We start from the raw sequence: 14,446 nt of genomic DNA, 5'->3' as shown, positions 1-14,446 counted from the left end.
GGTGGCATTGTAATGACCGACATGGAATATCAGGACCTGGCCGACGCCCTGTTGCGAGCGGTGGAGCGCGGGTGCGACCGCATCAACGACGAGAGCGATGCCGACCTGGACAATCAGCGCGTGGGTGGCATGGTGACGCTGACGTTTGCCAACCGCAGCCAGATCATCATCAACCTGCAGAAGCCCTTGCACGAGGTCTGGCTGGCCGCCCGCGCCGGCGGCTTCCACTACAAGTGGGACGGCAGCCTCTGGATGGACACCAAGGGCAACGGCGAGTTTTTTGCCCACCTGTCCCGTTGCGCGAGCGAGCAGGCGGGCCAGGAACTGGTCTTCAGTTCCTGAACAGGTCCAGGATGCTGCGGCGGTCCTCGCTTTCGCCGGCGGGGCGGGTGCCGGCTTCGCCTTCCTGAGCGCTGCCGGCCGCCGATTCGCCCGACGACGTGCCGGGCCACGGGTCGTTCAGACCCAGGCCGCGAACCCCGTGACCAGGCCCGTACTCCTCGAAATACCACTCGTTGCCGACATGTATCACGCCCGGCGGGGCCTGGATTTCCGCCACTGGAACACCCTTGAGCGCTTCGGTCATGTAGGAGATCCAGATTGGCAGGCTCAGGCCGCCGCCGGTTTCGCGGCTGCCCAGGTTGCGGGGTGTGTCGTAGCCGACCCAGGCCGCGCCAACGAGGGTGGGCTGAAAGCCCACGAACCAGGCGTCCATGGAGTCGTTGGTGGTGCCGGTTTTGCCGTACAGATCGGGGCGCTTGAGGGTCGCCTGGGCCCGGGCGGCGGTGCCGGAGCGGGTGATTTCCTGCAGCAGGGTGCTCATGACGAAGGCGTTGCGCGCGTCGATTGCCCGTTGCGACTCCGACGGCGCCACCGCCGGGGCTTCATACAGCACGCGGCCCTTGTGCTCGACCACCTTCGACACCAGCGAGGGCGTCACGCGGTAGCCCCCGTTGGCGAACACCGAGTAGCCGGCGATCATCTGCATGGGGGTCACCGTGCCGGCGCCCAGTGCCATCGTCAGGTAGGGCGGGTGCTTGTCGGCCTCGAAGCCGAAACGGGTGACCCACTCCTGCGCGCTGCGCGTACCCACGAGCTGAAGCACCCGGATGGACACCATGTTCTTGGACTTGGCCAGCGCGCGCCGGATCGTCATCGGACCTTCGAACTGACCGTCGTAGTTCTTGGGCTCCCAGGGCTTGCCACCGGTTTCGGTGGCCGAGAAGAAGAGCGGCGCGTCATTGACCACGGTCGCCGGCGTCACGCCCTTTTCCAGCGCTGCCGAGTAGATGAAGGGCTTGAAGCTCGACCCGGGCTGGCGCCAGGCCTGGGTGACGTGGTTGAACTTGTTCTTCTGGAAGTCGAAACCGCCGACCAGTGACCGGATGGCGCCATTGCGCGGGTCCATGGCCACAAAGGCCGACTCCACTTCGGGCAGCTGGCTGATGCGCCAGCCAGATTGCGGTGACTTGACGACGCGGATGATGGCGCCACGCCGGATCCTGATGCTGGGGCTGGCCTTGTCGCTCAGCCCGGACGTGACAGGCCGCAGGCCGTCACCGGTGATCTCGAACGGATCGCCGTCCTGGCGGATGGCCACCACCTTGCCGGGGTTGGCCTCCAGGACGACGGCAGACATCAGATCGTCGTTGTCGGGGTGATCGTTGAGGGCGTCGTCGATGGCTTCATCGCGGGCAGCCTTGTCGGCGGGCAGGGTGATGAACTGCTCAGGCCCCCGGTACTGCTGCCGACGCTCGTAATCCAGGATGCCCTGCCGCACGGCCCGGTAAGCGGCCTCCTGCTCGTTGCCTTGCAGGCTGGTCGTCACCACCAGTCCGCGGGTGTAGGCCTCGTCGCCGTATTGGGACACCATCGACTGCCGCACCATTTCAGCCACGTATTCGGCATGCACCTTGGGTTGGGTGTGGCTCGGACGCAGCTTGAGCTCCTCGCTCTTGGCCTGCAGGGCCTGCTCCTGGGTGATGAACCCGTTTTCCAGCATGCGGTCAATGATGTAGAGCTGGCGGATCCGGGCGCGCTTGGGGTTGGTGATCGGGTTGTAGGCGGAAGGCGCCTTGGGCAGGCCGGCCAGCATGGCCGCCTCGGCCACGGTGACGTCCTTGAGTTCCTTGCCGAAATAGGTCTGGGCGGCGGTGGAGAAGCCATAGGCGCGCTGGCCCAGGAAGATCTGGTTCATGTAGATCTCGAGGATCTGCTCCTTGGTCAGCAGATGTTCGAGCTTGAAGGTCAGCAGCACCTCATAGATCTTGCGGGTGTAGCTCTTCTCGGCCGACAGGTAGACGTTGCGGGCCACCTGCATCGTGATGGTCGATGCGCCCTGACTCTTGGCCTGACCGAGGTTGGCCAGGGCGGCGCGCATCATGCCCCGGTAGTCGACACCACTGTGTTCGAAGAAGCGGGAGTCCTCGATGGCCAGCACCGCGTTCTTCATGACATCCGGAATTTCCTTGAATGTCAGCAGGTTGCGCCGTTCTTCCCCGAATTCGCCGATCAGCTGGCCGTCGGCGGTCAGCACACGCAGGGGTAGTTTGGGCCGGTAGTCGGCCAGGTCGGCGACGTCCGGCAGGTTGGGGTAAGCGACGGCAAGCGCCAGACCGATGCCCATCAGCAGGGCAAGAACACCTGCAACCAGCAGGCCGGCCGTCGCGGCCGCGGCCTTGCCTATCCAGCGCAGCAGCGACGGGGCTTTGCCGCCGGCTGGTCTAGAGGGTCGTGCGGCGTCTTGGTCGTTGGCCATGCAATCGGTCCGGGCAATGAAGTGAGATCGGAAAAAGAGGTCGTGGGCACAGGCGCCAGACCGCATCCCCGATATTGTCGGGTGTCGCGCACCGCCGAACGGTCGGGGCCTTGCGAGGAGCGGTCATCACCAGAATTTGCGTATGCTTTTGACAACGTTTCTGTTTGTGCCAAACATGTAAATTCTTTGCTGCACAAAGGGCTTGCTGCTAGCATTGAAGTGATTTCTTAAGTCCGGCGCCCTCTGGCGCCACCATTTCTGGGGGCCACCTTGATCTCATTGGGGTCGTTTTTCAGCCGGGATCCGGCTCCGCTGCTGGGCATTGACGTCAGCTCGTCGAGTGTCAAGCTGGTCGAGCTCAGCCGCAACCGGTCCGGCGAACTGGTGCTGGAGCGCTGCGCCATCGAGCCGCTGGAGCGTGGGTGGATCACCGATGGCAACATTGAAAAATTCGACGAGGTGGCTGAAGCCATCCGGCGCGTGGTCCGCAAGAGTGGCAGCAAGACCAAGAATGTGGCGTTGGCGTTGCCTGCGTCGGCCGTCATCACCAAGAAGATCGTGCTGCCCGGCGGGCTGACAGAAAAAGAACTGGAAGCGCAGGTCGAGTCGGAGGCCAACCAGTACATCCCGTTCTCGCTGGACGAGGTGAGCCTCGATTTCTGTGTCATCGGACCCAGCGCAAGTTCTGCTGGCGATGCGGAGGTGCTGATCGCTGCATCCCGCAAGGAAAAGGTGTCGGATCGCCAGGGACTGGCCGAGGCCGCCGGCCTCAAGCCGGTGATCATGGATGTAGAGCCCTATGCGTCCCGCATGGCTGCCGGGCGGGTGATCGAGACCCTGCCCAATCAGGGCGTGGACTCTCTGGTCGCGTTGTTCGAGGTCGGCGCACTGACCACCAGCATGCAGGTGATGCGCAACGACGATGTCCTGTATGAACGTGATCAGGCCTTTGGTGGCGCACAGCTGACGCAACTGATCGTCCGTCAATACGGATTCTCCGCCGACGAGGCCGAGGCGAAAAAACGCTCGGGGGATCTGCCCGACGACTACAAGACCTCCGTTCTGGACCCGTTCATCGAGAGCATGGCTCAGGAAATTGGCCGCGCGTTGCAGTTCTTCTTCACGAGCACACCCTTCAACAAGGTTGACCACATTCTGCTGGCCGGCGGCAGTGCGGCGCTCCCTGGATTGACCGAAGCAGTGACCCATCAGACATCGTTTGCCTGCATGGTGATCAATCCGTTTGATGGCATGGAGATGTCGTCTACGGTGCATGCCCGCAAGATCGCGCGAGAAGCGCCCTCGTACCTCACCTCCACCGGCCTGGCCCTTCGGAGGTTCCACCAATGATCTTAATCAACCTTCTGCCGCACCGCGAAGCGACGCGGAAAAAGCAGAAAGACCAGTTCTTTACGCAATTGGGTCTTTCCGCCTTGCTCGGGGGCATCATCTGCGGAGCCGTGTACACCTGGTACCAAGGACGGATATCGGAGCAGCAGGAGCGCAATGCTTTTCTCCAGAAGGAGGCAGCCCGCCTTGATGCCGAGATCAAGGACATTGCCTCCTTGCAAGCCGAGATCGCTTCCTTGCGTGCCCGCCAGACTGCGGTGGAAAATCTTCAAGCTGATCGCAACATGCCTGTGCACTTGCTCGAAGAGATTGTCGGTGAAATGCCCGATGGCATCTATCTGCGCAGTCTGAAACAGGAAAACCAAAGCGTGTTGCTCACCGGTGTGGCTCAATCCCAGGAGCGGGTTTCGGATTTGCTTCGAAGTCTCTCCACCAGGACCAAGTGGTTGGTCAAACCAGAGCTGGTTGAAATTATCGCGGCCAATGCTGCGGTCTCCAGCCGGGAGCAACGCAGAGTGTCCAACTTCACCATTCGGGTGGGCTTGAATCGTCCCACGAGTGAAGCAGCCAAGCCTGTTGTGCCTGCAGTCGTGCCGACTTCCGGTGCGGTACCGGCTCCTGGAAAAGTTTGAGGAGCTTGGGTCATGGTCAAAGCTACAAATATCAATATCGACTTCAAATCGATTCAGGACAAGTTGAAGTCGCAGTTCACCGGACTGGATCCTAACGACCCTTCTCAGTGGCCGGCGGTTCCTCGGAATCTTTTGTTCGTTTTCGTCTGTGTTGCCGTGATGACGGCTTTGTGGTTCACCTGGCTAAAGGCGGTCGACGAAGAATTGATGGCCGAGCAGGCGCGAGAGCAGACGCTGAGAGAGGATTACCGGAAGAAACTGGTGCAGGCGGTCAATCTGGATGCTCTGAAAAAGCAGTTGGAGCAGGTACAGCAGTACGTGAGTCAGTTGGAAAAGCAGCTTCCCAGCAAAGCCGAGATGGATGCTCTTCTATCTGACATCAATCAGGCAGGGCTGGGTCGTAGTTTGCAGTTTGAGCTATTCAGGCCAGGTCAGGTGTCTGTCAAAGAGTACTATGCTGAACTTCCGATCTCGGTGAAGGTGACCGGGGCATATCACGATATTGGGTTGTTTGCTGCCGATATTGCAAATCTTTCTCGTATTGTGACTTTGAATAATCTGTCCATTTCCCCGCTCAAAGATCGGGACGGTTTTTTGACGTTGGACTGCGTTGCAAAAACCTTTAGGTATCTTGATCAAGAAGAGATCGCTTCCCAGCAAAAAGCGACCGCGGGCAAACCCAATGCTGCTGGTGCCGAGAAAGCAGGTGTGGGGAAATGACAATGAGATTATTTTTTGCTGTGCCGCTGCTCGCTCTGTTGTCAGCGGTGGCTGGGTGTTCCGGTTCTGATCAGGAAGAGCTTGGTGCGTGGATGCAACAAGAAAGAAACTCCATCAAACCAGATGTCAAGCCTCTTCCAGAACCGAAAAAATTTGAGCCCTATTCGTATGGTGGGGAGCGTTTTGTAGAGCCATTCAGCAGTGAAAAGCTCGCGAGCATTCTTAAAAGTGGTCAGTCTTTGCCGGCAGAAAAGTCGGCGTTGATCGAGCCGGAGCTCAATCGACGCAAACAACCACTAGAAGCCTTTCCTCTGGACACCATGAGTATGGTGGGCAGTCTGAACCGGGGTGGAAAGCTTGTTGGGCTTGTCAAGGTGGATTCGTTGCTGTATCAGGTGGCTCCGGGGAATTATCTGGGGCAAAACTTCGGTCGGATCCTGAAGGTTGAGGAAAACCAGATCGTCCTGCGGGAAATCGTGCAGGATGCTGCGGGTGAGTGGATTGAGCGACCTGCTGCATTGCAATTACAAGAGGAATCGACCAAATGATCAAGATGAATCAAATTGCGCCGCACGGGGGACGGATGGCTGCCGTTCGTGCAGTTTCGTTTTGTGTGGTTTCTGCGCTGTCGTGCTCAGTCGCACTGGCCCAGAACGCCATTCAGGCCCTCACCGGAAGTATCCAGTCTGGGGTGGAGGTCGTCCGCATTGAAACCGCAGAGCCGTTGACAGCGGTTCCTACCGGTTTCACCATTCAATCGCCTGCGCGCATCGCGCTGGATTTCCCCGGCGTGGTCAATGGCATTGGTCGCAGCGCCATCGAAATTGGGCAAGGGAATCTGCGCTCAGCGAACGTGGTGCAGGCCGGTGACCGTACCAGGGTTGTCATCAACCTCAAACAGTCTTCTGCCTATCAGGCCAAGCTGGAGGGCAAAACACTCCTGCTGGTGCTGGAGGCGCCGCCCAGCCCCACCGCAGCGCCCGCTCCCGCTGCGACTCAGGCTCAACCGACTACTTTTGCCCCTGCAGGCAATAGTGGAGTTTCCGTGTTGAAGGACATTGATTTCCGTCGTGGTACGGGCAATGCCGGACGGGTCGTGGTCGAGCTGGCGAACAATCAGACTGGAGTTGACATCCGGCAGCAAGGCAAAGACCTTGTGGTGGACTTCCTCAAGACCTCATTGCCTGAGGGTTTGCGCAGGAAACTGGACGTTTCAGATTTCGGAACACCAGTGCAATCCGTTGTGACCACCCAGATGGGAGACCGTGTTCGCATGCTGGTCACACCCTCTGGTTTGTGGGAGCACTCTGCCTACCAGAGCGACAACCAGTTTGTGCTCGAAATTCGCGAGCAGAAGGTGGATCCTGGGAAGTTGACGCAGGGTCCCGGCTACAACGGAGAGAAGCTCTCCCTGAACTTCCAGAACATTGAGGTGCGGTCTCTTCTGCAAGTCATTGCCGACTTCACTAATTTCAACGTGGTCACGTCCGACTCTGTGAGTGGTGCGGTCACGCTGCGGCTCAAGGATGTGCCTTGGGATCAGGCCTTGGACATCATTCTTCAAGCCAAAGGCCTGGGGATGCGAAAGAGTGGCAACGTTCTTTGGATTGCTCCAAAAGATGAAATTGCTGCCCGTGAGAAGCAGGATCTTGAATCCAAGGTCTCGGTGGAAAATCTTGAAACTCTGAGGACCCAGGGATTCCAGATGAACTACGCCAAGGCCAGCGATATTGCAGCGCAGCTGACTGCGAGCGGTGCTGGAGCAGGTGCTGGCGCGCAAGGAGCAAGTGCTCGCCTTCTTTCGTCCCGTGGCAGCGTCATGGCCGAACCTCGGACCAACCAGCTGTTTGTCACGGACATTCCCTCCAAGCTGGAACAGGTGCAGCAGCTGATATCGAAGCTTGATATCCCTGTACGTCAGGTGTTGATTGAGGCACGGATCGTTGAGGCAAATGATACGTTTGGCCGCTCTTTGGGGGTGCGTCTGGGTGGTAGTGATCTCCGCGGCGTCCGAGGAGGAGAGGCAGGGTATCCCGTGGCTGGCAACTCCCGTGTTGCGGTGGGGGGCAGCTACGACGCTGTGTCGAGCTCCACGGTGGAATCTGAAAACACCATGGACACCGTCAACACCAGTTTTGTGAACCTGCCGTCGACGGGTGCTGGTGGATTCTTGCCTGCAGCCTTCGCCGTTTCTTTGTTCAGCAAGGCGGCCAACCGCTTTCTCAATCTGGAAATCTCGGCGCTAGAAGCTGATGGGCGAGGGAAGATCGTTTCCAGCCCCCGGGTCGTGACTGCAGACCAGGTGAAGGCATTGATTGAGCAGGGTACCGAGTTCCCGTACCAGACCGCAACCTCCAGCGGCGCAACCGCGGTGGCTTTCCGCAAGGCCAATCTGAAGCTGGAGGTGACTCCACAGATCACTCCGGAAGGCAACATCATTCTGGATGTGGACATCAACAAAGACAGTCGAGGCGAAACGACCGCCGCCGGTATTGCCATCAATACCAAGCACGTTCAAACCCAGGTGCTGGTGGAAAATGGCGGAACGGTGGTGATCGGCGGTATCTTCACAGAAGATGAAACCGAGGATGTGGCCAAGGTGCCTCTGTTGGGGGATATACCCATTGTTGGTAACTTGTTTAAAAACAAGGCCAAGTCCTCACGCAAACAAGAGTTGCTGATTTTTATTACGCCGCGCTCAATCAGTGATGGCAATGTGGCGCGCCGTTGACTTATTTTTGGGGTATCCAATGAAATCCTGTGCAGCAAAATTGTGTGTGGTGATATTGGCTGGCTTTCTTGCCTCCTGTGGTGGGGGTGGGGATGTTGCTGGAGATGTTTCTACATTTAGCTTGAGTCCTAAAGAGATATCGATTGGTTGTCCTCCTGACTTAAATCCTACATACATTACTATCATTGGGGGGCAGCCACCCTATCGCATCATAAATTCTTGGCCTGATGCGATGATTGTCGATAAAACAGAGGCGACTGGTAAAGATCCTGTGTTCAAGGTGACGGCTACTGGCACTTCTTGCGTCAATCCTGGCACCATTACCGTTCTGGACTATCACTCTAAGATGGTGGGGCTTGAAGTTAAAATGGAAACTAAGGAGGCTGCGGCCACCACGGGTAATTGACTTTCAGATGATTGATTTCTGTTCATAGCTTGCATAAATCTATTGCTTTGGTCGGTCTACCGGGTTCTGGGAAGTCCACGATTGGCCGGCATCTTTCTCGGCGGCTTCTCGTCTCGTTTGTAGATTCTGATCATGTGATCGAGCACCGCTTGGGTAGCACGATTCGTGAGTATTTCGAACGGGAAGGCGAGGAGCGCTTTCGGGACGTCGAGCAGGCGGTCATCGACGAACTGACGCAACAACCGTCGTCTGTGCTTTCGACGGGTGGTGGTTCGGTGTTGCGGCCTGCGAACCGGGAACATCTGCATCAGCGTTGCCGGGTGGTGTATCTCCGGTCTTCTCCCGAAGAGGTGTTCAGGCGCCTGCGCCACGACCGGAACCGGCCGCTTTTGCAGGTGGCGGACCCGTTGCAGCGTCTGAAAGACCTGTACGCAGCCAGGGACAGCCTCTACCGAGAGACGGCCCATTTCGTGATCGACACCGGGCGTCCTTCGGTGGCCACCTTGGTCAACATGATCGTCATGCAGCTGGAACTGGCGGACCCACAGCCATCGACCTCGCCGTAAGCTGGCCTGGATCTCCTTGGAGGCGCCTCGGCGCCTCTTCCTCCAAGGTCGCTGCCCTACACTCAGGGGCATGCAAAGCACCTCTGAAAACACCGTCCCGCAACAGGTTGCCATCGCCCTGGGGGACCGCAGCTATTCCATCGACATCGGAACTGCGCTGCTGCACAAGACGTCGAGTTTTTCGGGTCTGCCCCGGGCTTCGACGGCGATGGTGGTCACCAACCACACCGTCGCTCCGCTCTATCTCGAACAGCTCCGGTCCGCGCTGGCTCCGGTCTATCCAAGGGTGCTGCAGGTGTCGCTGCCTGACGGCGAAGCGTTCAAGACCTGGGAATCGCTCAACCTCATTTTCGACGCGCTGCTCGCCAACGAATGCGATCGCAAGACCGTGCTGTTCGCACTGGGTGGTGGTGTGGTCGGGGATATGACCGGGTTCGCGGCGGCGTCCTTCATGCGTGGCGTGCCCTTTGTGCAGGTGCCGACCACCTTGCTGGCGCAGGTGGATTCTTCGGTTGGTGGCAAGACGGCGATCAACCATCCGCTGGGCAAGAACATGGTCGGTGCGTTCTACCAGCCGCAGCGGGTTGTGTGCGACCTGTCGACGCTCGATACCCTGCCCGAGCGGGAGCTTTCTGCCGGGCTGGCGGAAGTGATCAAGTACGGGCCGATTGCCGACATGGCTTTCCTCGACTGGATCGAGGCGAACATGCAGGGCTTGCGGGCGCGCGACACCCGGGCGCTGGCCCATGCCGTGCGCCGCAGTTGCGAGATCAAGGCCGAAGTCGTCGGTCAGGACGAGCGCGAATCCGGCCTGCGGGCGATCCTCAATTTCGGTCACACCTTCGGTCATGCGATCGAGGCCGGGATGGGTTACGGCCAGTGGCTGCATGGTGAGGCCGTGGGCTGCGGGATGGTGATGGCGGCGCGCCTGTCGGCCCGGGTCGGGCTGGCCGACGAAGCCTTCGTGGGGCGATTGCAGACCCTGGTGGAAGCAGCCGGGTTGCCTGTGACCGCGCCGGTGCTGGATGCGGCGGACAACGTGGGTCGCTACCTGTCGCTGATGCGGCTGGACAAGAAGTCGGATGCGGGCGAGATCCGGTTCGTGCTGGTGGACGGCCGTGGCACGGCGGTGGTGCAAGGCGCCCCCGACTCCCTGGTGGCCGAGGTGATTGCCGAAAGTTGCCAGGCGTGATGGAAGGCTCGGTCTCGCTGGTGCGCGGTGCGGTGGCTGGTCCCTTGCGCGCGGCCCCGGGACTGGCGCCGTACGCCGCCGACCCGCAGGCCAGCCGTGGACGCCGGTTTCCGGAGCCCGAGGCGCCGACGCGCTCGGTGTTCCAGCGCGACCGCGACCGCATCATCCACTCCACGGCGTTCCGCCGGCTGGTCTACAAGACACAGGTCTTTCTCAACCATGAAGGCGACCTGTTCCGCACGCGGCTGACCCACTCGCTGGAGGTCGCACAGCTGGGGCGAAGCATTGCGCGGACCCTGGGGCTCAATGAAGACCTGGTCGAAGCCATTGCGCTGGCCCACGACCTGGGACACACACCGTTCGGCCATGCCGGCCAGGATGCGCTGAATGCGTCGATGCGCGCGGCACAACCGGACAAGGCGGCGGCAGGTGGAGACTGGGGCTTCGAGCACAACCTGCAAAGCCTGCGGGTGGTCGACGAACTGGAGGAGCGTTACCCGCTGTTTGACGGGTTGAACCTGACCTTCGAAACGCGGGAAGGCGTTCTCAAGCACTGCTCGCGCAACAACGCCGAACGTCTGATGGCCACAGATCCTTCGGGCATCGCGCGCCGCTTTGTGGAGGGCGGCTCGCCGTCGCTGGAGGCGCAGCTGTGCAACCTGGCCGACGAGATCGCCTACAACGCCCACGACATCGACGACGGCGTGCGGTCCGGCCTGCTCACGCTGGACAAGATGAACGACGTGCCGCTGTTCGACCGCTACCGGCGGCAGGCACTGGCGACGCATCCCACGCTGAAGGGGCGGCGCCTGCTGTTCGAGTCGATCCGGCTTATGCTCAGCGATCAGGTCTACGACGTGATCGATTGCACCCGGCAGCATCTGCAGGCGTCGGGCGTGTCGGGCATCGATGAGGTGCGCGCAGTGCGCCGGCCGCTGGTGGGCTTCACGCCGGACATGACCGCCGAGTCGCAAGGCCTCAAGCAGTTCCTGTTCCGCAATCTGTACCGCCATCCCCAGGTCATGGAGACCACAGAGCGTGCGGCCCGCGTGGTGTCCGAACTGTTCACGCTCTATCTGGAGCGACCGGCGGAGTGTCCGGCGATTGCCGCCCAGCCGGGAGTGTCGCCGGCCCGCGCGGTGGCGGACTACATCGCTGGCATGACCGACCGTTTTGCCATCCGCGAGCACCAGCGACTCAGCGGCCGCGTTCTGTTCCCCTGAACGGGCATGGTGATGGACGCTGCGGAGTCGTCAGCCAACCTCAAGCGCCTTGGGGCAGACGGCGCACCCGTGGCGCCCCTGGTGGTCGGCGTGGGTGTGAGTTGCGCACTGCATGTGGGCAAGCTGCCGGTGGCGATTCCGCTGCTGCAGGCCGAACTGGCGCTGGATCTGGTGCAGGCCGGTTTTCTGCTGTCGCTGGTGCAACTGGCCGGCATGTCGCTCGGGCTGGTCGTGGGCTTGCTGGCCGACCGGCAGGGACCGCGGCGCGTGATGCTCTGGGGCCTGTCCGTGCTGGCGCTGGGCAGCCTGATCGGTGCAGCAGCACCCGGCGTTCGGGTGCTGCTGCTGTCGCGCGTGGTGGAGGGCGCGGGGTTTCTCCTGGCCGTGCTGCCGGCGCCCGGCTTGTTGCGCATGCACCTGACCACGCCAGCGGGCCTGTCGCGCGCGCTGGGCTGGTGGGGCACCTACATGCCACTGGGCACTTCGCTGGCGCTGTTGCTCGGTGTGCCCCTCATGGCGGTCGCGGGCTGGCGGGGGGCCTGGGTCCTGCTGTCGGCCCTGAGTCTGTTGGCGGTGCTGGTGCTGTGGTTTCGTGTGCCGGCGGACCGGCCGCCACCACCGGGGCAGGTCACAGCGCTCTGGCCGCGCCTGTCGAAGACCCTCCGGGCACCCGGGCCCTGGCTGGTGGCGCTGGGGTTCTTCCTGTATTCGGGCCAGTGGCTGGCGGTGATCGGCTTTCTGCCGACGATCTACCACGCCGCGGGCCTGGGCGCGGGCATGGTGGCCGTGCTGAGTGCGCTGGCCGCGGCGATCAACATGGGCGGCAACATCGCGGCCGGCCGCGGGCTCGCGCGAGGAGCGCAGCCTGCGTTCATGCTGGTGGCCGGGTACCTGGCCATGGCGCTGGGGGCCTGGGTGGCGTTTGGGGCAGAGGGGCATCCGGTCTGGCAGTACCTGGCGGTGCTGCTGTTTTCGGCCGTCGGCGGCCTGATTCCCGGCACGCTGTTCGGTGTGGCCGTGAACCTTTCGCCCGGTCAGGACACGGTGTCGACCACGGTGGGCTGGATGCAGCAATTCTCGTCGCTGGGCCAGTTTGCCGGGCCGCCGCTGGTGGCCTGGTGGGTGACGCGGGTGGGGGGGTGGCAGTGGACCTGGGTGATGACGGGCGCCTGCTCGCTGCTGGGTCTGCTGGTGGCTGCGTGTCTGCACCGGGCCTGGCGCCGGCGCGGATACACTGCCGCGGACCGGGGCAACACCGGCGACTGAAAATCCACAGGGGTGAAACGATGAGCTATCTCCACCAGCTCAAACGACAGGCGCAGTCTCTGCAGTCCGACCAGGGGGCGCAGCTGCAAGGCGCGGAGGCCAACACACAGGCCACCGAAGTGGCTTGCAGCCGGGTCTGGAGCTACTTCTCCGAACTGACGCGCCAGCTCAACGTGATCGAGCCGGCCTCGACCCGGATGGGTCTGGACAAGCGCAGCATGTGGCCCGACATGAAGCAGACCGGCTTCCGGTTCGACGCCCGCAAGAAGATGCTGCGCGACAAGGAAGTGTTCGACTACCTGGCCATCGGCTGGCAGATCCTGCCCCGCACGGGCGATGTGCGCCGGGCCTCCGTGAGCGTCAACTTCCCGCCGGATCTTGAGCGGGTGCAGACCCGCCTGGCCGCCGGTCACGTGGCGCACGATCGCACCGAGCAGCGGCACCCCGAATCCAATGCCTTGCTGGCCATCGTTTTCGAGTACGACCTGACCGCCCGTGCCAGCGTGCTGGTGACGGCCGATCACGACAGCGCGCGGCTGCAGTTCCGGCTCGCCTGCGTCAACGGCATGGAAATCGTGCAGCACAGCCTGCCGGCCAGCCAGGTCGATGCGGCCACGATGGATGAACTGGCGCGCCTGATCGTCGGCGAACCCAGCCGCTTTCCCTGAGACAGGTCTCCTGTTGCCTGGTGTCTCCATAATCGGGGTCGGATGACAAGGAGATCTTCGTGGCCCGACTCGCTCGCCTGACCCTGCCCGGCCGGGTGCACCTGGTGACCCACCGGGGCAACAACCGCCAGCCGGTGTTCGTCGACGACGAGGACCGCCAGAAGCTGCTCGACCTGCTGGGCGAGCAGGCCGTGCGCCACCGGGTGACCGTGCATGCCTATGTCCTGCTGCCCGGCGCCATCTACCTGCTGCTCACGCCCGAGACCGACCAGGGCGTGCCGGCCCTGATGCAGGCCATCGGACGCACCTATGTGCGGCACTTCAACGCCCGCCACGGGCGCAGCGGTACCCTGTGGGAAGGGCGTTACCGTTCGACCCTGATCCAGCCCGAGCGGCACCTCTTTGCCTGCATGAGCATGATGGACTCCGCGCCAGTGCGCGAGGGCCTGTGCGCGGAGCCCTTCGCGTATGCCTGGTCGAGCCACCGGCACCACATCGGTCAGGCCCACGACCGGCGCCTGACACCGCACCCCTTGTACTGGAGCCTGGGAAACACGCCGTTTGCCCGGGAAGCGGCCTACGCCGAATTGGTGCATCGCGGCCTGGATCTGCCGCAGTTGGGTGCCATCACCGACGCCGTGTGGCACGGCTGGGCGCTCGGTGACAGCCAGTTCGTCGATTCGTTGCAGCGCGACACCGCGCGTCGACTCGCGCCCGCACGGCCCGGTAGGCCGCCAAAACAGCGATCCGTCGGTTGAGAGGGGAAATCCCTTTCTGAATCAACGGGTTGTTTGTTCATTTGATCTGTCCCTATTTATCTTTGACAATATCTTTGTCTCTTTAAATCGGAATCTGACCCTGATTTATTTGCTTGGCATTGATGTTGCAATGCACTAAGCTTCGCGTCCCGCGCAATTTTTGCCATGCCCTTGTC

Annotated in this window: 14 protein-coding genes; 13 read left to right on the top strand and 1 reads right to left on the bottom strand. The window is 61.6% G+C overall.

Features of this window, described 5'->3' with window-relative positions:
* Nucleotides 1–12 precede the first annotated feature (12 nt).
* A complete protein-coding gene (gene cyaY, locus ACS5NL_RS11595) occupies nt 13–342 on the top strand; it encodes an iron donor protein CyaY (protein ID WP_439353946.1) in 330 nt (109 codons plus the stop codon).
* On the opposite strand, the gene ACS5NL_RS11590 is transcribed toward cyaY, so the two are convergent.
* Nucleotides 332–2,758 (bottom strand): penicillin-binding protein 1A, encoded by a 2,427-nt coding sequence (locus ACS5NL_RS11590; RefSeq protein WP_439353945.1) that lies wholly within the window; start codon nt 2,756–2,758, stop codon nt 332–334. The two genes, cyaY and ACS5NL_RS11590, sit on opposite strands and share 11 nt — an antisense overlap.
* Before the next feature lie 270 nt (nt 2,759–3,028).
* Here ACS5NL_RS11590 and ACS5NL_RS11585 point away from each other — a divergent pair, with 270 nt between their 5' ends.
* From ACS5NL_RS11585 to ACS5NL_RS11530, 12 genes are all read left to right on the top strand, one after another.
* Nucleotides 3,029–4,108, top strand: coding sequence for a pilus assembly protein PilM (locus ACS5NL_RS11585; protein WP_439353944.1), 1,080 nt, complete (start codon nt 3,029–3,031; stop codon nt 4,106–4,108).
* Nucleotides 4,105–4,740 (top strand): PilN domain-containing protein, encoded by a 636-nt coding sequence (locus ACS5NL_RS11580; RefSeq protein WP_439353943.1) that lies wholly within the window; start codon nt 4,105–4,107, stop codon nt 4,738–4,740. The genes ACS5NL_RS11585 and ACS5NL_RS11580 overlap by 4 nt, the downstream gene beginning before the upstream one ends.
* A 12-nt stretch (nt 4,741–4,752) precedes the next feature.
* Nucleotides 4,753–5,460, top strand: coding sequence for a type IV pilus inner membrane component PilO (locus ACS5NL_RS11575; RefSeq protein ID WP_439353942.1), 708 nt, complete (start codon nt 4,753–4,755; stop codon nt 5,458–5,460).
* 2 nt (nt 5,461–5,462) lie between these two features.
* A complete protein-coding gene (locus ACS5NL_RS11570) occupies nt 5,463–6,008 on the top strand; it encodes a pilus assembly protein PilP (RefSeq protein WP_439353941.1) in 546 nt (181 codons plus the stop codon).
* Nucleotides 6,005–8,191, top strand: coding sequence for a type IV pilus secretin PilQ (locus tag ACS5NL_RS11565; protein WP_439353940.1), 2,187 nt, complete (start codon nt 6,005–6,007; stop codon nt 8,189–8,191). Before ACS5NL_RS11570 ends, ACS5NL_RS11565 begins: the two co-directional genes overlap by 4 nt.
* Nucleotides 8,169–8,597, top strand: coding sequence for a hypothetical protein (locus tag ACS5NL_RS11560; protein WP_439353939.1), 429 nt, complete (start codon nt 8,169–8,171; stop codon nt 8,595–8,597). The genes ACS5NL_RS11565 and ACS5NL_RS11560 overlap by 23 nt, the downstream gene beginning before the upstream one ends.
* Nucleotides 8,598–8,626: 29 nt before the next feature.
* Complete coding sequence (locus tag ACS5NL_RS11555; protein ID WP_439354206.1) at nt 8,627–9,163, top strand: shikimate kinase; 537 nt, start codon at nt 8,627–8,629, stop codon at nt 9,161–9,163.
* A 70-nt stretch (nt 9,164–9,233) separates the two neighbouring features.
* Entirely contained in the window at nt 9,234–10,355 is a 1,122-nt protein-coding gene (gene aroB / locus ACS5NL_RS11550; RefSeq protein WP_439353938.1) for a 3-dehydroquinate synthase, read from the top strand.
* The gene (locus tag ACS5NL_RS11545) at nt 10,355–11,578 is read left to right on the top strand and encodes a deoxyguanosinetriphosphate triphosphohydrolase (RefSeq protein ID WP_439353937.1); all 1,224 of its coding nucleotides are present in this window, start codon (nt 10,355–10,357) and stop codon (nt 11,576–11,578) included. Before aroB ends, ACS5NL_RS11545 begins: the two co-directional genes overlap by 1 nt.
* Nucleotides 11,579–11,584: 6 nt before the next feature.
* Nucleotides 11,585–12,844: an MFS transporter gene (locus ACS5NL_RS11540; protein WP_439353936.1), complete on the top strand. Its 1,260-nt coding sequence runs from the start codon at nt 11,585–11,587 to the stop codon at nt 12,842–12,844.
* A gap of 20 nt (nt 12,845–12,864) precedes the next feature.
* Entirely contained in the window at nt 12,865–13,512 is a 648-nt protein-coding gene (locus ACS5NL_RS11535) for a hypothetical protein (RefSeq protein WP_439353935.1), read from the top strand.
* A 59-nt stretch (nt 13,513–13,571) separates the two neighbouring features.
* Nucleotides 13,572–14,270, top strand: a complete 699-nt coding sequence (locus tag ACS5NL_RS11530; protein WP_439353934.1) for a transposase — start codon at nt 13,572–13,574, stop codon at nt 14,268–14,270.
* Nucleotides 14,271–14,446 lie beyond the last annotated feature (176 nt).

The organism is Hydrogenophaga sedimenti, assembly GCF_051857515.1.
In the GTDB taxonomy this organism is placed as follows: Bacteria; Pseudomonadota; Gammaproteobacteria; order Burkholderiales; family Burkholderiaceae_C; genus Hydrogenophaga.
This window is presented reverse-complemented; position numbering and strand designations above follow the sequence as displayed.

Bases quoted from the DNA above. Each gene is read 5' to 3' on its own strand.
- cyaY (WP_439353946.1), top strand. From the start codon at position 13: ATGACCGACATGGAATATCAGGACCTGGCCGACGCCCTGTTGCGAGCG.
- ACS5NL_RS11590 (WP_439353945.1), bottom strand. From the start codon at position 2,758: ATGGCCAACGACCAAGACGCCGCACGACCCTCTAGACCAGCCGGCGGC.
- ACS5NL_RS11580 (WP_439353943.1), top strand. From the start codon at position 4,105: ATGATCTTAATCAACCTTCTGCCGCACCGCGAAGCGACGCGGAAAAAG.
- ACS5NL_RS11575 (WP_439353942.1), top strand. From the start codon at position 4,753: ATGGTCAAAGCTACAAATATCAATATCGACTTCAAATCGATTCAGGAC.
- ACS5NL_RS11570 (WP_439353941.1), top strand. From the start codon at position 5,463: ATGAGATTATTTTTTGCTGTGCCGCTGCTCGCTCTGTTGTCAGCGGTG.
- ACS5NL_RS11565 (WP_439353940.1), top strand. From the start codon at position 6,005: ATGATCAAGATGAATCAAATTGCGCCGCACGGGGGACGGATGGCTGCC.
- ACS5NL_RS11560 (WP_439353939.1), top strand. From the start codon at position 8,169: ATGGCAATGTGGCGCGCCGTTGACTTATTTTTGGGGTATCCAATGAAA.
- aroB (WP_439353938.1), top strand. From the start codon at position 9,234: ATGCAAAGCACCTCTGAAAACACCGTCCCGCAACAGGTTGCCATCGCC.
- ACS5NL_RS11545 (WP_439353937.1), top strand. From the start codon at position 10,355: ATGGAAGGCTCGGTCTCGCTGGTGCGCGGTGCGGTGGCTGGTCCCTTG.
- ACS5NL_RS11540 (WP_439353936.1), top strand. From the start codon at position 11,585: ATGGTGATGGACGCTGCGGAGTCGTCAGCCAACCTCAAGCGCCTTGGG.
- ACS5NL_RS11535 (WP_439353935.1), top strand. From the start codon at position 12,865: ATGAGCTATCTCCACCAGCTCAAACGACAGGCGCAGTCTCTGCAGTCC.